This window comes from Brevibacterium limosum (assembly GCF_011617705.1).
In the GTDB taxonomy this organism is placed as follows: Bacteria; Actinomycetota; Actinomycetes; order Actinomycetales; family Brevibacteriaceae; genus Brevibacterium; species Brevibacterium limosum.
The window spans coordinates 3,694,617-3,714,461 of record NZ_CP050154.1; the positions used below are offsets into that span (position 1 = coordinate 3,694,617).

Annotated in this window: 17 protein-coding genes; 6 read left to right on the forward strand and 11 right to left on the reverse strand. The window is 64.8% G+C overall.

Going from position 1 to position 19,845, the window contains the following annotated elements:
- Window positions 1–5: 5 nt before the first annotated feature.
- Window positions 6–344 carry a ferredoxin gene (fdxA, locus tag GUY37_RS16585; protein WP_166827876.1) on the reverse strand — a complete coding sequence of 113 codons (339 nt, stop codon included), beginning with the start codon at window positions 342–344 and terminating at the stop codon, window positions 6–8.
- A gap of 606 nt (window positions 345–950) precedes the next feature.
- Here fdxA and GUY37_RS16590 point away from each other — a divergent pair.
- Window positions 951–1,421 (forward strand): hypothetical protein, encoded by a 471-nt coding sequence (locus GUY37_RS16590; RefSeq protein WP_166827879.1) that lies wholly within the window; start codon window positions 951–953, stop codon window positions 1,419–1,421.
- A 223-nt stretch (window positions 1,422–1,644) separates the two neighbouring features.
- Here GUY37_RS16590 and GUY37_RS16595 read toward each other — a convergent pair whose 3' ends face one another.
- Entirely contained in the window at window positions 1,645–2,688 is a 1,044-nt protein-coding gene (locus GUY37_RS16595) for an LCP family protein (protein WP_166827882.1), read from the reverse strand.
- A 191-nt stretch (window positions 2,689–2,879) separates the two neighbouring features.
- Here GUY37_RS16595 and GUY37_RS16600 point away from each other — a divergent pair, with 191 nt between their 5' ends.
- The 4 genes from GUY37_RS16600 to GUY37_RS16615 all read left to right on the forward strand — a co-directional run bounded on the left by GUY37_RS16600 (window position 2,880) and on the right by GUY37_RS16615 (window position 6,478).
- Complete coding sequence (locus tag GUY37_RS16600; protein WP_166827885.1) at window positions 2,880–4,121, forward strand: MFS transporter; 1,242 nt, start codon at window positions 2,880–2,882, stop codon at window positions 4,119–4,121.
- A gap of 523 nt (window positions 4,122–4,644) precedes the next feature.
- On the forward strand, window positions 4,645–4,857 hold the full coding sequence (locus GUY37_RS16605; protein ID WP_025776737.1) for a helix-turn-helix transcriptional regulator: 213 nt from the start codon (window positions 4,645–4,647) through the stop codon (window positions 4,855–4,857).
- Window positions 4,854–5,429 carry a hypothetical protein gene (locus GUY37_RS16610; protein WP_166827888.1) on the forward strand — a complete coding sequence of 192 codons (576 nt, stop codon included), beginning with the start codon at window positions 4,854–4,856 and terminating at the stop codon, window positions 5,427–5,429. Before GUY37_RS16605 ends, GUY37_RS16610 begins: the two co-directional genes overlap by 4 nt.
- A 287-nt stretch (window positions 5,430–5,716) precedes the next feature.
- Complete coding sequence (locus GUY37_RS16615; RefSeq protein WP_166827891.1) at window positions 5,717–6,478, forward strand: dienelactone hydrolase family protein; 762 nt, start codon at window positions 5,717–5,719, stop codon at window positions 6,476–6,478.
- A gap of 599 nt (window positions 6,479–7,077) precedes the next feature.
- On the opposite strand, the gene dld is transcribed toward GUY37_RS16615, so the two are convergent.
- The 8 genes from dld to GUY37_RS16650 form a co-directional block, all read right to left on the reverse strand.
- Window positions 7,078–8,784, reverse strand: a complete 1,707-nt coding sequence (gene dld, locus GUY37_RS16620; protein ID WP_166827894.1) for a D-lactate dehydrogenase — start codon at window positions 8,782–8,784, stop codon at window positions 7,078–7,080.
- 88 nt (window positions 8,785–8,872) lie between these two features.
- The gene (locus GUY37_RS16625) at window positions 8,873–10,198 is read right to left on the reverse strand and encodes a replication-associated recombination protein A (RefSeq protein ID WP_166827897.1); all 1,326 of its coding nucleotides are present in this window, start codon (window positions 10,196–10,198) and stop codon (window positions 8,873–8,875) included.
- 223 nt (window positions 10,199–10,421) lie between these two features.
- On the reverse strand, window positions 10,422–10,544 hold the full coding sequence (locus GUY37_RS19360) for a hypothetical protein (protein WP_266096646.1): 123 nt from the start codon (window positions 10,542–10,544) through the stop codon (window positions 10,422–10,424).
- Between the two features lie 74 nt (window positions 10,545–10,618).
- Window positions 10,619–11,695 carry an IS110 family RNA-guided transposase gene (locus tag GUY37_RS16630; RefSeq protein ID WP_166824300.1) on the reverse strand — a complete coding sequence of 359 codons (1,077 nt, stop codon included), beginning with the start codon at window positions 11,693–11,695 and terminating at the stop codon, window positions 10,619–10,621.
- A 356-nt stretch (window positions 11,696–12,051) separates the two neighbouring features.
- Window positions 12,052–13,077 (reverse strand): CNNM domain-containing protein, encoded by a 1,026-nt coding sequence (locus GUY37_RS16635; protein WP_166827915.1) that lies wholly within the window; start codon window positions 13,075–13,077, stop codon window positions 12,052–12,054.
- A complete protein-coding gene (locus tag GUY37_RS16640; RefSeq protein ID WP_166827918.1) occupies window positions 13,074–14,486 on the reverse strand; it encodes a hemolysin family protein in 1,413 nt (470 codons plus the stop codon). The genes GUY37_RS16635 and GUY37_RS16640 overlap by 4 nt, the downstream gene beginning before the upstream one ends.
- 322 nt (window positions 14,487–14,808) lie before the next feature.
- Window positions 14,809–15,675 (reverse strand): glyoxalase III HchA, encoded by an 867-nt coding sequence (gene hchA / locus GUY37_RS16645; protein ID WP_166827921.1) that lies wholly within the window; start codon window positions 15,673–15,675, stop codon window positions 14,809–14,811.
- A 221-nt stretch (window positions 15,676–15,896) separates the two neighbouring features.
- The gene (locus tag GUY37_RS16650) at window positions 15,897–17,654 is read right to left on the reverse strand and encodes an L-aspartate oxidase (protein WP_166827924.1); all 1,758 of its coding nucleotides are present in this window, start codon (window positions 17,652–17,654) and stop codon (window positions 15,897–15,899) included.
- Window positions 17,655–17,757: 103 nt separating this feature from the next.
- Here GUY37_RS16650 and GUY37_RS16655 point away from each other — a divergent pair, with 103 nt between their 5' ends.
- Complete coding sequence (locus GUY37_RS16655; protein ID WP_166827927.1) at window positions 17,758–18,711, forward strand: LysR family transcriptional regulator; 954 nt, start codon at window positions 17,758–17,760, stop codon at window positions 18,709–18,711.
- 46 nt (window positions 18,712–18,757) lie between these two features.
- Here GUY37_RS16655 and GUY37_RS16660 read toward each other — a convergent pair whose 3' ends face one another.
- A complete protein-coding gene (locus GUY37_RS16660) occupies window positions 18,758–19,744 on the reverse strand; it encodes an LLM class flavin-dependent oxidoreductase (RefSeq protein WP_166827930.1) in 987 nt (328 codons plus the stop codon).
- Window positions 19,745–19,845 lie beyond the last annotated feature (101 nt).

Genomic DNA, 19,845 nt, shown 5'->3' on the forward strand with positions numbered 1-19,845 from the left:
CGCTTTCACTGCCGCCCGACGTAGTCCTGGTTCTGGGGAGGCAAGGCAGCAACCTGCGGGTGGTCAGTGCCGATGTTGCCGAGCTTCGCGGCACCTCCGGGTGAACCGAGGTCGTCGAAGAACTCGACGTTGTAGCTGTAATAGGCCTCCCATTCGTCCGGGACGTCGTCTTCGTAGAAGATCGCCTCGACGGGGCACACCGGTTCGCAGGCACCGCAGTCGATGCACTCATCGGGGTGGATGTAGAGGCAGCGTTCACCCTCGTAGATGCAGTCGACGGGGCATTCGTCGACACAGGCCTTGTCCTTGACGTCCACACATGGCTGCGCGATCACATAGGTCATGAGCACCTCGATTCCTGGAGCTTCGTCACGTCCCTTCCACAGTCGCCATAGGTCTATGCGCCGACCGCAGACTGGGACATCTCCACCATAGTCAGATGCGGCGGCCCGTCACATGATCTGCGTCACGCTCGCGCCCGTGGATTCGTTTCCCGCCGAGGCGGTCGGGTTCGTGCACCTGCCCACTTCAGTCAGAGGTCACCGCCGGAGAGTCGCTCTCGCGCCCGAATGCTCGAGCCGCTCGGCGAGAGGCCGCGAAGAGAGGTGCGCCCTCGACGCGACGCCGCGAAGATCACGATCGCATATCGCCGAGCAATAGGAATCGTCGTAAACCCAGTCGGTCCCGAATGCCGACGGGCCCGAGAGCTCCCACGAAGCGACGTCGTCACCACCGGATTCGCACGCAAGAGCTGCTGCTGTAAACCGATCGCCCGCGCATCTGAGGCGCCACTGCCACACGATTGCAATGGTCCTGTCGTCGAGCTGTTATCGGTTCCGATTTCGTTCCCAGCGACCGTTGTCGCCGCCTCAGATTCGGTCGGGATACTGGTCCTCGTCAACGGCATGCCACCTTGAGGTGACAGCACAGGAGAAGAAGGGATCGACACAATGAAGTCCACCATCCGCAATCGCGCAGCAGCTCTGGGAATCGCGACCGTCGCCGGGCTCACCGGCGTCGGGCTCGCAACAGGACCGGCCATGGCCGCCGAGGCTTCTCTCGCGGACTCATCGAGTCAGTCAGCCGCCTCGGACGTCGGCACGCAGTCCATCTACTATCCGATCGAAGCCGGCAAGTATGCAGATGAACTCGTCATCGCCTGGGGCCAGGACAACACCGACCGAGTCGAAGCGTTTGCCACCGACGAAGTCGCCGAGAAACTGGCAGACCACGGCGATGAGAACGGTTCTCATTGGAGGAACTCCGGGGCGGAAGGCGCCGCGGGCACCACGTACATCACCTATCGGAACACAGAGACCGGCGAGAAGATGACGCTCGGCGTCTCCAACCAGGCCATCGGCGACCAGGACGAATGGGGTGCAGCACCCCACGCTGTGTACAGGGTCGACTTCGACGGCTGAAGCGGCTGGACCGACAGTGAGACCGCCTCTACGAGGCGACCGATGAGAGGCGCTATCGACCCAGATGCACCGAGCCCCGCTCCAGGAAGCTTCTGGAGCGGGGCTCGGTGTGCGACTCAGCGGATCTGGGCCGTCGCGGCTGCGGCGAGCCGCCTCGGCGAGGGATGCCCGGGGAAGGGCCGCCTCGGCGGAGGTGTCAGCGCTTCGCCGCCTCGGCGAGGTTTCAGAGGTGGGCCTCCGGGGCGTTCTGCACGTAGTCGGCCACGGTGTCGTTCTTGAACGCGTCGCGGACCTTCTTCAGCTCATCCTCGTCGACATTGACGATCGACTGACCGTCCGGGGACGTGCCGACGCCGGCGACGGGGGCGGTGAAGAACTCGATGTCGCCGGGGCGGACGTCGCGCATATTGAACGCGGTCGAGGAGATGTACTTCGCGTCCATACCCGAGTCGACGTACATGTACGGCGCGAAGTTCTTGACCATGTCCTGGATCTTCTTCGGGTTCGAAAGGGTGTCGGCCGAGATCATCTCGTTCGTCAGCCCGCGGATGAACGCCTGCTGATTGCGCGCACGCTGGAAGTCGCCGTCCTGGAACTGCTTGCGCTCACGCACGAAGGTCAGCGCCTGATCGCCGTCGAGGACGTTCTCGCCCTGGGTGAAGGAGTAGCCGTTCTTCTCGAACGCCTGCTCGGAGTTCACGGTCACCCCGCCGAGGCTGTCGGTCAGAGCCTTGAACCCTTCGAAGTCGATGATCGCCACGTGATCGAGGTCGGTGCCGATGAAGTCCGAAACCGTCGACACGGCGAGCGGCAGACCGCCGTAGGACAGGGCGGCGTTGATCTTCGACTTGCCGTGGCCGTCGATGTCGACGTAGGTGTCGCGCGGGATCGACATGATCTGGACGTTGCCGCCGTCCTCGGGCAGGTGCATGACCATGATCGTGTCCGAGCGCAGTCCGCGCGAATCGTTGACGTCGACATCGCTCATCGGCTCGTCCGAGCCCAGCAGCAGAATGTTCGTGCCGTCGCCTTCCTTGCCGCCGGCGCTGTCCTTGCCGAAGACCTGTTCGTCGCTGAGCTGGTTCGCGTTCTTGTCGAAGGACCGGCCGACGCTCCAGACGTAGAGCCCGATGCCGAGCACGCCGAGGATGACGATGATGAGCAGCGCGACGAGAACCTTGCGCCAGACGCGCTTCTTCTTGCGCGGTCGCTGCTGCTCGTCGGGCTGGTGGTCGAAGAGATCGTCGAAGGTGGTGTTGTCCGTCATCGGCACTCCGGGGTCATGTCGGTGCGGCACTCACGCCGACGGGAAGGAAAATGCAATCTCGGCAATTATATAGCTTTTGTTACAAACCCCAGGACACCTCGGCAGCACTGCCTCCCCGAGGTGAGGCGACTCACCAGTAATAGCGCAGGATTCGCCTGGCTGTCGCTCGGGGCGCTCGGTAGACTTTCCTGGTGTTCAACAACTATCGGGAAATTCTGTCGCTTCCCGGTGCTCTCAAGTTCTCCTTGGCCGGTCTCGTCGCCCGGATGCCCATCGCAGTGCTGGGGCTGGGCATCGTCCTCTTCATTCAGGGCGTGACCGGGTCATACGGCATGGCGGGCATCGTCTCCGCCGTCTACATGATCGTCCAGGCACTTGCCGGCCCCGGGATCGCCCGCCTCGTCGACCGCCTCGGTCAGGCGAAGGTCATGGTGCCCATCGTCATCACCCACCTCATCGCGTTGGCCCTGCTCATCGTCTCCGTGTACGAGGAATGGTGGACGGGATTCGTCTTCGTCTTCGCCGGCATCGGCGGCGCCACCGTCGGCTCCGTCGGTTCGCTCGTGCGCTCGCGGTGGTCGCATATCGTCGACACGCCGAAGAAGCTGCAGACCGCGTTCTCGTGGGAATCGGTCGCCGATGAGCTGATGTTCGTCTCCGGGCCGGTGCTGGCCACGGTGCTCGCAACAGCCGTGTGGCCGCCGGCGGGAATCATCCTCTCGATGATCACCGTCGGCGTCGGTTCGCTGCTGCTCTACATCCAGAAGTCGACCGAACCCCCGCCGGTGGAGCGGACCACCGAGGCGAAGGGGCACGTGTTCTCGAACCCGGGCATCTTCGCAATCATCATCGTCAACATCTTCCTCGGCGTGAACTTCGGCGCCATCGACGTCATCGCCGTCGCGTTCGCCGACGAACTCGGCGTGAAGTCCACGGCCGGTGTGCTGCTGTCGTGCCTGGCGCTGGGATCGCTCATCTCCGGAGCGCTGTACGGGGCCAGGAACTGGCAGGCCGCCGTCCACCACCGCTACGGCATCGCGGTGGCCGGCCTGGCCGTGGGCGCCTACATGATGCTGCTGGCGAATTCGATGGTCACCTACGGCATCATCCTGATCCTCGTCGGATCGGCGATCGCCCCGAGCCTCATCGGCGCGAACTCGGTCATCGAGCAGCTCGCTCCCCCACGCAGGCTCACCGAGGCGTTCGCCTGGCTGGGCACCTCGCTGGGCTTCGGCGTCGCCTTCGGATCGGCCGTCGCCGGCAACATCATCGACGCCTTCGATGCGAAGACCGCGATGCTCCTGCCCGCCGGCTGCGCGGTGCTCGGAGCGATCATCGCGCTGTCGCTGCTGAAGCTTCTGAACCCTTCGCGCTCGAGCCACGAGGCCAGGCTGGAGAAGGATCGCCGGCGCGAGAAGGTTGTGGAGGCGTAAAGGGCCGACGCGGTTGTCGCGGCGAGGGCGACGGGGTTGTTGCGGCGAGGGCGACGGGCGGTGTGGGCTTGGTCGCCGCCACTCACCCTGCCGTACAGAATTCTCCGGTAGATAAACGTTGATTTCCGACGCAGATTTCTACAGAAACCTCCCTCAGAATTCGAGCCGCACCGAGACCAGCTCCGGGCAGCGTCGAGATCACCCGCTGCCTCAGCGTCCCTCGCCGTTAGCGCTCTGCCCTCCCGCTATTCCGATACTGCACGGTCACTTGCGCATCCCTCACCTTTAGCGCGAAAACATCCCGTTGCAACAGGGTGTTTTACTGTTTGCGACGAGGGGTGCGCAAGCTCGGCGCCCATACCCGCCTCGAGGCTCGCTCGCTGCACTGCTCCACCGCCCCGCGATCGGTCCCGCCTGCGAACGACACTGCGAGCCACCTCGGCGATGTCAAAGATCATTGACACACTGATGTCAAACATGTTTTACTTTTAGATGTAAAGAGAAGTTGACATCAAGGAACGTCATGGAAGTTCAGACCTCGGACCTCAAGCAGGTTCGCAAGGCTGCGGGGCTGACGCAGGCGCAGCTGGCCCAGCTCACCGGGGTGTCGCGGCAGACGATCATCGCGACCGAGCGCGGTGACTACGCCCCCAGCGTGTATCTGGCGCTGCGCATCGCCCGAGCCTTGAACACGACAGTCGAAGAGATCTTCTCGCTCCAGGAGGAATCCCCATGAACAACGTCAGCGACAAGAAGAGCCGTCCCAACGAACTGGCCGACAGGATCGCCGGTTTCGATGACCCCTCGATGGGAGACGAACGCGAACGCGACGTCATTCTGCGTGCGTACACGTTGGGAGCCGTCGTCTCCACCTACGTGTTCTTCGCGCTCGGCCTCATCTTCGCCGTCCTCGGCGCGGGATTGTGGAGTGTGTTGATCGTCCTCGGATCCATCGTGACCAGCGGTGTCATCTCGGGGTATTGCAAGCGCGCGAACGTGGACTTCTCCATGGCTATGGCCCGTGTTTCGCCGAGGCGGCTGATCGTCGGCAACATCGTCGGAGCGGTGTTCGCGATCGTGTGGGTCGGTGCGATCGTCTTCCACATGAGTGAGGGCTATCCGCTCATCGATGCCGGCATGGGAGCAAGCGCCACACTCGGTGCCTCAACCAGCACCTATGCCATCGTGGTCGGCGCGGCCTTCGGATTCGTCATCACGATCACGATGATGACGATCTCTCGTACACGCAAGATCAAACAGGCCCGCGCCGAGGCGGCCGCCGCCGCTGAGATCGAAGACGAGGACTGATTCGACTCAACGCTTGAGGCTCGGCAGTTGAGGGTCGGTGCTTGCCGCTCGGTGCTTGGGCATCCATCACCGATCGCAGCGAAACACTCCGGTCCGCCGGGGTGTTTCGCTGTCTGCGGTGTGGGATGCCGCCCTATTTCCCCTGCTACTCTTAAGACGCCGTGAATGCTTGTGAGGAGGTGGTACCCGTGAACGCAGTAACAAGGGTGCTCCCCTGCGGAGTCACGGTCGGACTGTAGGTCGTCCGGGAGCGCCGATCATTCATCACACTCCCGAAAGGCACGACCATGCATTTCACCACCGAACAGCACCTCGGCGAGGATCTCGTCGAACGGCGATTCCGCCTCTGCGATATCCCGGGGATCCTGTGGACTCCCGCAACTGCGGATGCGGCGGATCCGGTTCCGATCATTCTTATGGGCCAGCCCGGCAGCATCGGCATGGAGCGCATGTATCCGCGCCTAGCCGCTCGCGCGCGCGGTGCCGCCGCACACGGTTTTGCGTCGGCCTGCCTCGAGGCCCCCGGCTCGGGCGGGCGCCCGCCGCTTCCTGGGGTGGACCAGGCACGAGACCAGCTGCGCTCGGCTGTCTTTGCCGGTGAGAAACCCTCCGACGACGTCATCGATGCGCTCATCCTGCCGCTGGTCAACCAAGCAGTCCCGGAATGGCAGTCTGCGCTCGACGAACTCCTGCGGCTTCCCGAGATCGCCGACCGTGTCGGATTCTCCGGCGGGGTCATCGCCATCGCTGTGCGATTGGCGGCTATTGACCCACGGATCGAAGCAGCCGGGCTCTTCGCCGGCAGCTACGTTCCCCAGTCGACCAAGGAAGAAGCCCGTCGGGTGACTATTCCGCTGCATGTCCTCCTGCAGTGGGATGACGAAGGCAATGACCGTGCGGCCGCTCTCGAACTCTTCGACGCCTTCGCCTCCAAGGAGAAGACGCTCTACGCCAATATGGGCGGGCACACAGGAGTGCCGGATTTCGCGGGCGAGGATGCCGCCCGGTTCTTCACCCGGCACTTAAAGAGGGGAACAGAGTGCCCCTGATTCGCTGACGCGCCGTCAACGTGATGGCGCGGTCAATCTGATGAAGCCTTCGGGGGTCGCCGATCCAATATGCCGGGGACCTTCGATCGGCTCCGAAGCATCTTCTCTGCCTGCGCATCGACGTACCGAGCTATCAAGTAGATGTCGCCGAGGTACCGCGCCGACGAACGACTGTAGACAGGCTCATGGTGAGCGACTCTATTTCGGAGGTCGTTGATTCGCTTGGCAGCAGCTTCGAGTTCAGATCGACTCCGTTGGTGCCGGGGCACTCCTTCGAAACCCGGTGAGACTTTCGGCCAGATCGTTGCGGAATAGTGCGAACTGAGGAGGAACCGCCAGAACCCGAAGGATAACTCGGCAATGACTTTTCCCGGTTTTTCAGGAGTCTCTCCATCTGTCGTTGCCCACCGAACCGCAATCCTGATGTCTCTGTCGGCTTGCCTGGTAAACGGAAACTGCGAGTCCAAGTACCATCTGCCCTCATCACTCAACGGGTAGAGGCTGCTGTGAAAGACGTTGCGGAGGAACACTTCCACGTGTCCGATCAGCTCAAAATATGCAGCGCTGAGTGTCCACCAAGATTATGGGATCCGAGATATTTACGCCCACTCCTTCTTCGCAGACGTCTCGCCGACCCCGGCATTGAAGACGTTGTGCGGGTCGAGGTCCTTGAAGTGGGCTTCCATCTCCGGCGGCACGGGGTAGAGCCGACCGTAGTTGTGCTCGGCGGGCACGGCTGCACCGCGGGCCTCGAGCAGCTCGGTCATCTGCTTCTTCAGCGCCACCGGGTCGACGCCCTTCTTGGCCACATGGTCCTGGTGGAAGACGTGGCAGAAGAAGTGCCCGTAGTAGGAGCTGATGTGCAGCTGATCGGCGATCTCGTCGGGAAGCACTTCGAGCCAGTCCTCGTCGTCGCGGCGCAGCGCCACGTCGAAGGTGATCATGTCCGAGGAGTCCTCGCGGTTGAGGTTGAAATAGCGGGTCGCCGCACTCGCTGCACCGAAACGATGCAGCATCGCGGACTGAGCCTCATCGCCGCTGCACACGAAATATTCACCGTCGTGGGCCGCCTCGGCGAAGAAATCGTCGAGGAATCGACCCATCCGCGCTTTCTCCTCGCCGCTGACGACGAGCAGCAGGTGGTGTTCGAACCGGTCGCGGTATTCGAGCATCCGCTTGGGCAGCTGCTGCGGCAACAGACCGAACGCGTTCTGCGCGATCGTGTCGGCGACGGTCTCGCCGAAGAACGGCAGCTTCGCGAACACGCCGTTGGCCCAGTTCTTCAGCGCGAAGAGTCTGATCTGCTCCCGGCTGCCGGCGTGCTTGATCGAGACGAACGTGTCCTTGCCGTACTTCTCGGCGAGGTCGAAGGAGGGCCGGCCCATGTATTCGCCCGAGATCGGCAGCGGCATGTCCGAGGTCAGAATCGCCCGCCGCAGGTCTTCGAGCTCGGTCGGGCTGTTCGTCCCGACGTAGAAGGTCGTCGCGTCGTTCTCCTTCGGGAAGGTGCGGGTGCGCACGGCGAAGACCATGAGCTTGCCGGCCGAGCCGGAGGCTTCGAACAGGTAGTCGGAGTTCGCGTTGAACCGGGCGGGAGAGTCGACGATCTTTCGGACCTGGGTCCCGTATTCGGTCTCCGTCGTGTCCTCGGGCGGAGCAGTGACCTCGGCCGGGTCCCAGTCACCGCGCTGGAGTCTGTCGAGGAGATGCGCGGGGTCATCACCGAGCTCCACGCCGAGGTGGTTGACCAGTTGGAGTCGCCCCTCCTCGGTGACGCGGGCGAAGATGGCGTGCTTCGTGAACGCCGGGCCCTTGCGGATCTGGGATCCGCCGGAGTTGTTCGCGATCCCGCCGATGACCGAGGCCCCGATCGAAGATGAGCCGATGACCGAGTGCGGTTCGCGGCCGAACGGGGCGAGCGCCTCGTCGAGTTCGTACAGCGTCGATCCGGCCAAACAGATCGCTTCGCGGGCGTCGTTGATGAGGTAGATCTGGTTGACGCGCAGGGTCGAGATGATGACGATCTCGCGGTCGTAGTCCTGCGCACCGGGGCCGGAGCCGCCGGTCAGGCCGGTGTTGGCCGACTGCGGGATGACGATGAGGTCGTTGTCGACGCAGACCTGCAGGGCCCGCCACATGTCGACGAGGCTGCCCGGGCGCAGCACGGCCAGCACATTGCCGCCGCCGAAGCGGTTGCCCTTCGTATAGGGTGCGGTCGCCCGCGTCGAGGTGAGCACGTGGCGTGGCCCCATGATGTCGATGAACGCATTGACGGCTGGTGACTGTTGGCGTGATGTGCCGGGCATGTGGTCGATCCTTAGAGGTCGTTGGGAACTAGTGTCATCGTAGAACGTCGTCAACTTGCGCGACGAGGCTGTCCGCAGGGCTCAGGGCTCATTCCGGCTCGCCCTCCGGATCTGCCCGCGTCCGCTTCTCGGTGCGTATCCGTTCCCACTCGGCGAGCTTGTCGGCGATGACCCTTTCGTAGCCATTGCCTGTGGGCCGGTACATCTTCTCAGGCTCCATGTCGTCGGGGAAGTAGTTCGCGCCCGAGAACCCTCCGGGCGTGTGGGGATCGTACTCGTAGCCTTCCCCGTAGCCGAGGTTCTTCATCAGCTTCGTCGGGGCGTTGAGGATATTCGCGGGCGGCATGAGGGACCCGGTCTTCTTTGCCAGCCGCGTCGCGGCGTTGAACGCCGAGTAGACTGCGACGGACTTCGGCGCGGTTGCGAGGTAGACGACCGCTTGGGCGATGGCGAGTTCTCCCTCCGGAGATCCGAGGCGCTCATACACGTCCCATGCCGCCAGAGCCTGGTGGACGGCCTGTGGGTCGGCGATGGCGATATCCTCATTGGCGAACCTCACCAGACGTCGGGCGATGTAGAGGGGGTCCTCTCCGCCGTCGAGCATTCGTGCCAGCCAGTACAGTGCGGCGTCGGGGTCGGAGCCGCGCATGGACTTATGCAGCGCAGAGATGAGATTGTAATGTCCCTCCTGCCCCTTGTCATAGATCGGTGCTCGCTGCTGAACGAGATCGACCAGGCCCGAGGTGTCCAGTGTCCCGGTGACGGTCTGGAGCTGTTCGATGAGGTTGAGCAGATACCGGCCATCGCCGTCTGCCATCGCCACCATCGCCTGTCGGGCCTGGTCGTCTACCGGCAGCGTCCTCCCTATAGCTTCTTCCGCACGTTCGATGATTGTGGTCAGAGCCCGCTCGTCGAGGCGCTTGAGGACGAACACCTGACAGCGAGACAGCAGCGCAGAATTGAGTTCGAAGCTCGGATTCTCCGTCGTCGCGCCGACGAGCACGACCGTTCCATCCTCCACGTAGGGCAGGAAGGAGTCCTGCTGAGCACGGTTGAAGCGGTGGATCTCATCAACGAACAGCATCGTGCCCTGCCCGACCTCGCGCCGTTTGGCAGCCGCTTGGAAGACCTTGCGAAGTTCAGCGACGCCCGAGAAAGTGGCCGACAGCGGCTCGAACGCCAGCCCGGTCTGATCCGCCAGCAGACGCGCGATTGTGGTCTTCCCGCAGCCCGGCGGCCCCCACAGCACCAGCGAAACCAGTCGACGTTCGTCGACCATCCGTCCGATCGGTGCGTCCGGACCGAGCAGGTGCTCCTGACCCACCACATCTTCGAGAGCTTTCGGACGCAGACGGTCGGCGAGGGGACGACTACCGTCATCAGGTTCGAACAGTGACGGTGGTTCCTGACTCACTGTGTCACCTCGGCTCCTCCGGCCCTGCGACTGCGGCTTCTCGTGCTGTCACGGTCGGTCAACGGGTATTTGCTGCTGGTGCCCGGCGAGTCGCTGGCGGCCTCCCGGGGCCTGCGTTGGATGTCCTGTCCGTTGGATGTCGTGTCCGCTGAGACTCACGTCTGCTCCTGTACGAATCGGCTTCTCCCAGAGTCGCAGAGTTTTCGGCTCCCGGCCAGACCCGTCACCACGGTCGAGTGATGGCCCGTGCCACGACGCCGAGGCACCCCAGGCAGACGACGGCCAGACCGAGCAGAGACAGGCTGTAGGGCAGCACGGGCAGCAAGGCGGCGAGCACGGTGGGCAACAGGAACCCGGAGTAGGTTCTCTTCCCGGAACTACCCGACGGCGGCCCAGCAACCTTGATCCTTCTATGTCTTGTCAAGCGGGTTGAGGAACGGTATCTAGCGCGTTAAGGATCTTGTAGACCCGGCGCGCTAGATACCATTTGAGTTTGCGTCGGATTTCCTTCTTCGACTTCTTCGTCGGGTCTTCACCGTAGTGCCTGGCAACGTAGTCTCGGGTCCGCTCATCATGGACCATCCGGTTCATGATCACCGTGTGTAAGGCCCGGTTCAACTGCCGGTCACCACCCCGATTCAACCGGTGACGATGCGTGTTGCCCGATGACGCTGGAATCGGATTCACCCCCGCCAGGGCGGCGAATGCCGCCGCGTTGCGAACCCGGCCGGGATGGGACCAGGCGGTGAAGCACACCGCGGCGCTGAAGGGCCCGAACCCGGGCTCATCCAGCAAGGCCGCAGCCGGGCTGGCTTTGAGGAGTTCGGTGAGTTTGGCGAGGTTGCCTGCCAGCTCCTCGTCGAGGGTGAGAACTCGTTTGGCCAAACGGACCGCTTCAGCCCGGGCAGTGGCCAGGCCGATGTCTTCCTTCCGGTCCCGCCACCTGGCGATCTCAGCGAACTGCTCAGCCGTCAGCGACTTGCGGGCGTCGAGTCCCAGATCGTTGGTGCGCACCAGCGCGGTCAGAGCATTGATCTGCCGGGTGCGTTCGGTGCTCATCGAGTTCCGCGCTGCCAGCAGGACACGCAGTGCCTGCCGCACGCCTTCGCCCTGGCGCGGCCACCTCAGCTGGTCGGCATCCAACCGCAGCACGGATTCTGCGATGCGGCGGGAATCGAGCTCATCGCTCTTACCCACCCCGTGGCGGGCTTTGGCGTCCATGCGGGCGGCTTCGACGACGGGGTATCCGGCTGCGGCGATGTGGCCGGTCAGCATCGCCCCGTACGAAGCAGCACCTTCAACGACCCAGAGTGTGTCGAGGTCGCCGTCGGTGCGCCGGCCGACCCAGCTCAGTGCTCGTTTGATGCCAGCAGCAGTGGTCGGGAAGGTGCCGGTGTCGATGAGGACACCGGTGCTGGTGATGATCGTGTAGACGTGGTTTCTGGCGTGTGTATCGACGCCGATGAAGAAACTGTATAAGTGCGCGACAATGGACATAGCGGTTCGAAGCTCCTTGTTTGACCGATAGGTTGTGTGGCCGCTTGCGGCCGGTACCGGTCCGGGTTAGAGGTCACTTCGGAACAACACTGTGATGAGTCACACCCCCTGGTTTCAGGGGGTGGACAACCTTCTGATCAAGTTACCGAGGTGGGCCGGGCAGGTGCCGGCCGCACCATCCATGTGATCGGACAAATCGAGGTCAAGACACCACTGTGTGGGTCAGCGCGAGGTGGAGTCACGATCACTGGACGGAGAGGCCAACACCTACTCTGCCAGCCAGTCCCAGACCAGCCACTGTCAATACTCACAGCGCGAGGTTGCTGGGCCGCCGTCGGGTAGTCCTGGGAGGGTGGTCAGCTCGGTGCGGTCAGCTCGCCGGTGGTGAGCAGGTGCGTGAGCACATCGGTGACGGTGACGACTGCGTGGCTGGCGTCGGCTCTTTCGACCAGTGCCAGCTGCGTGCTCTCCTCCCGCATCGCCTCGAACGCCCGCACGACGGTCATCGTCCCCGGCAGGACGGTGACGGAGCGCGCCGCCGCGGTGATCGGGTCCCCATCGGCGAGTCCGAGCACATCCCGGACATGCACCACGTGGCTCAGCGGCCCGGCGGGTTCGGCGCGCACGAGGATGCGACGGTGACGGTCGCGGCGTGAGGCCTCCCTCACCGCACCCGCGGTCGCGTCCGGCCCGACGGCCGTCGGCTCCGGCCGACCCGCCACGAGTTCGTCGAGGCTGAGCTGGGTCAGTTCGAGGGCTCCGAGCAGCGCAGCCGACGACTCCTCCTCCAGGGTTCCGGCCTGCGCCGAGTGCTCCAGCAGCTGCTGCAGATCCTCGGGAGTGTGCGCCTGGTCGACCTCTTCGACGGGCTCGACCTTGACCATCCGCAGGCAGGCATTCGCCGCGTTGTTGAGCACATGCAGCAGCGGACGGGTGAGGAACATGAACGCGCGTATCGGCACCGCGAGCAGGATCGCCGACCGTTCAGGATGTGCCACCGCCCATGACTTCGGCGCCATCTCACCGACGACGAGGTGGAGGAACGTGACGACGATGAGCGCGAGGACGAAGCCGGTGATATCGGCGATCCACAGCGGCAGGCCGAGCGTCTCGGCGACGGGAGTGATCCAGTGGTGGACGGCCGGTTTCGTGATTGCGCCGAGCGCCAGGGTGCAGGCCGTGATGCCCAGCTGGGATCCGGCCAGCAGCACCGACAGCTCGGTCGAGCTGCGCAGGGCGGCACGGGCCGACCGGCTGTCTGCGGCTGCGTCCTCGAGGCGGTGGCGCTTGGCGGCGATGAGCGCGAACTCGACGGCGACGAAGAAGGCGCTGAGTCCGATGATGGCGATCGTGATTGCGATGATGACCCAGGGATCGCTCATCGTGCCACCTCGATTCCGATCCGCAGCGCCGAGGGCACGTGCGTGGCCACCTCGAGAACGTCGATGACGAGATGCTCAGACTCCGGAGTGTCGGTTCCCGCGAGGTCGGCAGGGTCGAGCGGCAATTCGATCATGATCCGGCCCCCGACCGCGGGGAATCCCTTCGCATGCTCGATGACGAGGCCCGACAGCGTCTGCGCCGAGGTGGACGGCAGTTCGCGCTGGAGGACGCGGGCCACCTCGTCGAGAGGGATGATCCCCGGTGCCGTCCAGGCGCCGTCGCCGTCGTCGATGAGCTCTTCGACGGTGTGGTCGTGTTCGTCGGCGACGTCGCCGACGAGTTCCTCACCGAGGTCCTCCATCGTCAGGATTCCGGCGAAGCCGCCGTATTCGTCGACGACGCAGGCCATCTGCTCCCGGTGTTCGAACAGTGCCGCCACCGCGTCCGGCAGCGTGAGGGATTCGGGCACGAAGACCGGCAGACGCAGGAGGGTGCGCACCGTGGAGGCGGTGGCCAGTCCCCCGGTGGCGGACTCTCCGGTGGCGGAGGCCTCGGTGCGTGACTGCGAGGTGTTCGGTGCCGCCTCGGCGAGGACGTCGAGGAGGTCGATCGTGCCGAGCACCTGATCGTCGGCGTCGACCACGGGGTACCGGGAGTGGCCGGTGCTCATGAGGTCGCGGACCACGGCCAGGGGCGTGTCGATGTCGATGGCGTCGACGCGTGAGCGCGGCACCGTGGCGTGGGCGACCGTCTGCTGCGGGAAGTCGAGGATGCGGTCGAGGATGAGGGAGTCGTCATCGGCGATCTCGCCGCCTTCCCGGGATTCGGCGACGATGTGCTTGAGGTCGCGCCGCGTGGCCGAGTGATCGACGTCGTGGACCGGTTCGATGCCGAGGATGCGCAGCAGGGCGTTCGAGGCCTTGTCGAAGATCGTGATGAGCCAGCCGAAGACGGCCAGGTAGATCGAGGTCGAGCGGGCGAGCCACGTGGCGAGTGCCTCGGGGCGGGCGATGGCCAAGTTCTTCGGGAACAGCTCGCCGAAGAGCATCTGGATGAGTGTCGAGACGAGGAGGGCGAGGACGGTGCCGATCAGGATGCCCGTGCCCTGCGGGATCGGGGCGGCGCCGAGGGCTTCGCCGACGGCGGTGCCGATGAGCGGTTCGGCGACGTAGCCGACGAGCAGCCCGGTGACGGTGATGCCCAATTGGGCGCCCGAGAGCATGAACGAGGTGCGGCGGGTGATCGACAGGGCCCGGTCGGCGGCGCGGTCACCAGCGGCGGAGCGGGCTGCGAGGCGGGACCGGTCGACGGCCATGTACGCGAACTCCTGTGCCACGAAGTAGCCGGTGGCCACCGTGATGAGGAGGACGACGAGGAGGCCGGTGAGGAGCGAGAGCAGCCAGGTCAACGGCGACCACCTGCCCGCGCATTATGAAGTTGTCCAAAGGTGCTGAAGTTGATGTCCCAACCGGGACTTCGATAGTCGTCCATGGTCCTTCCGAAAGTGATCAAGTGGGCGGCTTGTCACGATTATTCCGGCCCCGGCTGGCAGAACGCTGAACCCGCGCCCCTCCCAGAACTACCCGACGGCGGCCCAGCAACCTCGCGCAAGGTTGCTGGGCCGCCGTCGGCCGCGTCACTGAATCACCGTGACGTCGCAGAATGCGCCCAGAGCAGTGCGCATTCAGTGACGTCGCGGTCGTCTGGCAGAACGCTGAACGGCGAAGGTCTCAGTTGCCGAAACTGTCGAGGAGCGCGGTCACGGACTCTTTGCCGAGCTGATTCGCCGCGAGCGGGCTGTCGCCGGTCAGGAGGTTGCGGTCCCGTGTCGTGGCACCGGTCATCTCGTCGTTGATGATCTCGATACCGTCCTTCTTCAGCTTCTCGCCAAGAGCCCACGGCATCTCGCCGGGCAGATAGCCGATGTCGATGTTCGCTCCGAAGTCGAGTGCGTCCGGAAACGCCGTGATCCGGTAACCGGCAAACGGATTCGCCGAACGGCCGAGGCCGGCGGTCAACAGCGCTGCCGGACCGTGGCAGAGGGTGATGATGAGCCTGTCGTTTTCGAGGAAGAAGTCCAGGGCGGCCTTTACGTCCCGGTCGAAGGGAATGACGTTCATGGCCCCGTGACCGCCGGGAATGAAGATTGCGGCGTAGTCGTCGAGACCGTCGGCGATGACGTCGGAGAGCCTCAGCGGAGACTTGAATTTCGCCTCGGCGCTCGACCATGCGGAGGCGATGGCCTTGTCCTCCCCCGGGTAGGCCCACCACTCGAATTTTCCTGGCCCTCCGCTGACGGTGGCCACATCGATCTCATAGCCGGCCTCGGCCATGTGGTGGAGTGGCAGCAGCGTCTCGACGGGATGGTTGCCGGTGGAGAAGAACGTATCGTTCTTCATGAGCATGTACCGCTCGTCGGTGGCGATCGTGAGGATCTTCCACTTCCCGCCCGTGTATGTCTCCTCGGTAACGGGGCCGTCGAAGTCGGTCCTGCTCGACGTGTACTGGGAGAGCGAGTACGGGCTCGGGAAGTAGGCGTTGTCCTCCGCCTGATCGGGCGCCGGGTTCCGATCCTGGGAATTGTCGTTGTCAGTCATGTCTTCACCTTTCGCTCGTGTGGCTCACTTGCATGTCGGTGTCGTTGGTGCATCGACTGGCCAGCCAGCATACGACACGCGGAGAGTCGCCGCCAGCGATTCGGCCCGACGGGCACAGGAGCATCAGCCGATCGCTGAGCCCATCCCTCCCCGAACTACCCGACGGCGGCTCAGCAACCTTGCGCCAGGTTGCTGAGCCGCCGTCGGGTAGTAATTGGGGGTTATTCGACGAGTTTGCCTTCCTGGCTGATTTCGCCTGTGTGCATGAGGGCCGCCACGTCCGCCGAAACCTCGGGGATCGATTCGCGGACCACCCCGGTGCTCGGCGACCACACGAGGTTGACCTGCAGGCTCGGATCCTGCTCCGCGTAGTCGCTGCGGTTGTGGCAGCCGCGGGTCTCTCGCCGTTCGAGCGCGCACTCGAGCGTCGCCCGGGCCGCGAGCACCGAGGACTTGAGGTCGAAGGCGTGTGCGAGGTCGGAGAATCCGGCGATGTCCGGGTGGATGCCGACGAGTTCGAGACGCGCCTCGATCGCCGCGAGCTTCTCCAGTCCAGCCAAGAGTCCGGCCTCATCACGGACGACTCCGGCGTGTTCGGTCATGAGGTTGCGGACCTCGCGCTGCAGGGCACGCACGTTCTCCGTGCCCTCGGATGCCAGCAGATCGGAGATCTCGGCTCTGGCCTCGGTCACCGCGGCATGCGACCGCACCTGCGCCTCCAGCGAATCGGAGTACGCAACGGCGGACCGTCCGACGATGCGGCCGAAGACGAGGAGCTCGATGAGCGAGTTCCCGCCCAACCGGTTCGCCCCGTGCAGACCCGACGAGGCCTCGCCGATGGCCCACAGTCCCTCGACGTCGGTGCTGTGATCGACCGGGTCGACCCACACTCCGCCCATCGAATAGTGCGCGGTCGGGGCGATCTCGATCGGCGTGGCCGTGATGTCGAGCATCTGCGTCTCCATGAGTGTCTGGAACACCCGGGGCAGCCGGCTCATGATCGTCTCGCGCGGCAGGTGGGAGACATCAAGCCACACTCCCCCGTTCTCGGTGCCGCGGCCCTCGGCGATCTCCGTGTAGGCGGCCAGCGCCACCCGGTCACGGGTGGACAGCTCCATCCGCTGCGGGTCATAGCGTTCCATGAACCGCTCCCCCAAGCCATTGCGCAGGATCCCGCCCTCGCCGCGGGCCGCCTCGGAGACCAACGTACCTGCCGCGTTCTCGGGTTCGAGGATGCCAGACGGGTGGAACTGGACGAGTTCGGCATCGCGCAGCCGAGCCCCGGCTTCGACGGCCAGGCGGAAGGAGTCGCCGGTATTCTCGTCCCGGCGCGAGGAGGTCCGCCGCCAGATCCGGTTGTGTCCGCCGGCGGCGAGGATGACGGCGTCGGCGTAGATGCGGTAGCCGGTGCCGTCGATGACGTCGAAGCCATAGGCGCCGAAGATGCGGCCGTCGGCCACCAGCAGCTTCGTGATGTAGACGCGGTCGAGGATCGGAATCTCTAAGGCTTCGGCGCGACGAATGAGGGTGCGCTGAATTTCCAGCCCCGTGTAGTCGCCGGCGAAAGCGGTGCGACGCCAGGTGTGGGCGCCGAAGAAGCGCTGAGAGATCCGACCGTCGTCCTCCTTCTGAAAGTCCATTCCATATCGCTCCAGGTCAGCGATGCCTTCGGCTGCTCCCTGGGTGACGATTTCGACGGTGCGGGGGTTGGCGAGGTCATAGGATTCCTTGATCGTGTCGGCCGCATGCTGGGCCCACGTGTCGTCCGGGTCCATCGTCGCCAGGGCCGCGTTGATGCCGCCGGCGGCCAGGGAGGTGTGCGCGTCCTCTTTCGGACGTTTGCCGACCGCGAGGACGTCGGCGCCTGATTCGGCGACCTCGATCGCGGCCCGCAGACCCGATCCGCCGGTTCCGATGACCAGCACCGAGGTGGAGATGGAGTGTTCTTGTCGGCGGGATCCGCCCTGTGTGGTGTTCATGAATTCCACTATGGAACCGCCCACTCCATACGTCCAATGCATTGTTCGAGTCAACTCGATAGAGATATGCTATCTGCATGTCTGACCTGCAGAGAGAGCGCTCATGAACCTCGAACAGCTGCGGAGTTTCGCCGAGGTGGCCGCCACCGGCCATTTCACGAAAGCCGCCGCAACGCTTCACCTGGCCCAACCGTCACTGTCGAGGCAGATCTCGACGCTGGAGAAGGAGCTCGGGGCCGAGCTCTTCCACCGCGCGCATGGTCACATCACGCTCACGGATGCCGGAGCGACCCTGCTGCCGACGGCGAAACGCATGCTCGCCGACGCCGAGGCGGTCCGCCGTGACATGGATGAGCTCGCCGGTCTGCGGCGCGGTCGCGTCCGGCTGGGCGCGACCCCGACCCTGTGCGTGAGCCTCGTGGCCGAGGCGATCAGTCGGTTCCACACCGCCCATCCCGGCGTCGAACTCGAGCTCGTGGAGAAGGGGTCCCGTGAGCTCATCGAGGCCCTGGCCGGCGGCGAGCTCGACCTCGCGCTCATCACTCGCACCTTCGACCTCGCCCCGCAGATGCCCAGGCTCAGCCTGCGCGGGATCCTCGCCGAGGATCTCGTCGTCATCGCCGCCGCCGGTTCCGATCTGCTCACCTCGGGCCGCGCGCAGACCGATCGGATCACCCTCGCCGAGGTGGCCGACCGCCCCCAGGTCCTGTTCCATCACGGCTACGACCTCAGGGAGGCGACCTCCTCAGCGTTCGACTCAGCCGGGCTGAGCCCCCGGGTCGTCGTCGAGGGCGTGGAGATGGATGCGGCGCTGCGGTTCGTCGAACGCGGTCTCGGGGTCGCGATCGTCCCCGCGATGGTCCTCGTCGACCGGCCCCTGCTCGCTTCAGTCCCACTGGTCGACCCGCGGCTGCCGCGCACGGTCAGCCTCGCCACGCGCGCGGACGTGCGAGCGACGAGGGCCGCCTCGGCGATGGAGTCGACGATCCTGTCAACCGCCCACACGCTCACCGACACCGAGCCCGGACTCTCCAACTATGTCCGGGTGCTGGAGTAGGCAGTTCCCAGCTCAGCGCGCCGCCACGCGGACACGGCTCCGAGCCTCAGAACCAGGCGTCGGCGAGCAGCGTGAGCGACCGGCGCTGCACCTCGGGGTCAAACGCGTAGGTGACGGTGATGAGTTCGTCGGCGCCGGTGCGTTCGACGAATTCGGCCATCTGCGCAGTCGCGGTATCCGGTGAGCCGACGGCGCTGATGGACAGCATCGGGCTGGTTCCGCCCTGCGCATCGATCTCGGTCGGGTCGACCGGGGGCTGCAGATTGCGGCGGCGGCCGGTGCGCATGTCGTTGAACATCTGCTGGACCGAGGTGAACTGGCGGGCCGCCTCGGCGTCGGTGTCGGCGACCATGACGTTGATCCCGGCCATGACATAGGGCTGATCGATCTGCGCGGTCGGGGCATCGGTGGTGAACGAATCGCGGTAGGTCTTGATCGCGATGTCGATCTGGTCGGGCGCGAAGTGCGAGGCCAGGGAGAACGGCAGACCCAGCTGACCGGCGATCGAGGCGCCGTTCATCGTCGATCCGAGCACCCAGATGGGCACGTTCATCCCCGCCGAGACCGCCGACTTGATCGGCATGGTGTGCGCCTGACCGGTCTCGGAGAACCAGCCCTGCATGTCATAGATGTTCTGCGCGAAGTCCTGCGGTTCGGCCGAGGACCGGGCGAGCGCCTGCGCGGTCATCCCATCCGTGCCGGGGGCACGGCCGAGGCCTAAGTCGATGCGCTCACCGTGGATGTTCGCGAGCGTTCCATACTGTTCGGCGACCATGAGCGGGGCATGGTTGGGCAGCATGACACCACCGGAGCCGACCCGGATCGTCTCCGTCACCGAGGCGGCCTGCGAGATGAGCAGGGCCGTGGCGCTGGCGGCCAGGCCCATCGTGTTGTGGTGCTCGGCGAACCACAGGCGCTGATATCCCAATTCGTCGGCGAGCTGCGCGTTCGTCATCGATTCGGCGATGGCGTCGCGGGCGTTCGATCCTTCCCGGATGGAGACGAGATCGAGGATGTTCAACGGAACGGACAAGGCGGGGGCTCCTTCGGTGGGTATGCAGTGCGACCGCAGAGCGCGATCACACGACTTCATTCACCTGTGGCAACAGTCCGGGCAGACGGTTCTATTCCTGG

Bases quoted from the DNA above. Each gene is read 5' to 3' on its own strand.
- GUY37_RS16595 (WP_166827882.1), bottom strand. From the start codon at position 2,688: ATGACGGACAACACCACCTTCGACGATCTCTTCGACCACCAGCCCGAC.
- GUY37_RS16630 (WP_166824300.1), bottom strand. From the start codon at position 11,695: ATGTCCATTGTCGCGCACTTATACAGTTTCTTCATCGGCGTCGATACA.
- GUY37_RS16615 (WP_166827891.1), top strand. From the start codon at position 5,717: ATGCATTTCACCACCGAACAGCACCTCGGCGAGGATCTCGTCGAACGG.
- GUY37_RS16590 (WP_166827879.1), top strand. From the start codon at position 951: ATGAAGTCCACCATCCGCAATCGCGCAGCAGCTCTGGGAATCGCGACC.
- GUY37_RS16610 (WP_166827888.1), top strand. From the start codon at position 4,854: ATGAACAACGTCAGCGACAAGAAGAGCCGTCCCAACGAACTGGCCGAC.
- GUY37_RS16605 (WP_025776737.1), top strand. From the start codon at position 4,645: ATGGAAGTTCAGACCTCGGACCTCAAGCAGGTTCGCAAGGCTGCGGGG.
- GUY37_RS16635 (WP_166827915.1), bottom strand. From the start codon at position 13,077: ATGAGCGATCCCTGGGTCATCATCGCAATCACGATCGCCATCATCGGA.
- dld (WP_166827894.1), bottom strand. From the start codon at position 8,784: ATGCCCGGCACATCACGCCAACAGTCACCAGCCGTCAATGCGTTCATC.
- fdxA (WP_166827876.1), bottom strand. From the start codon at position 344: ATGACCTATGTGATCGCGCAGCCATGTGTGGACGTCAAGGACAAGGCC.
- GUY37_RS16655 (WP_166827927.1), top strand. From the start codon at position 17,758: ATGAACCTCGAACAGCTGCGGAGTTTCGCCGAGGTGGCCGCCACCGGC.
- hchA (WP_166827921.1), bottom strand. From the start codon at position 15,675: ATGACTGACAACGACAATTCCCAGGATCGGAACCCGGCGCCCGATCAG.
- GUY37_RS16650 (WP_166827924.1), bottom strand. From the start codon at position 17,654: ATGAACACCACACAGGGCGGATCCCGCCGACAAGAACACTCCATCTCC.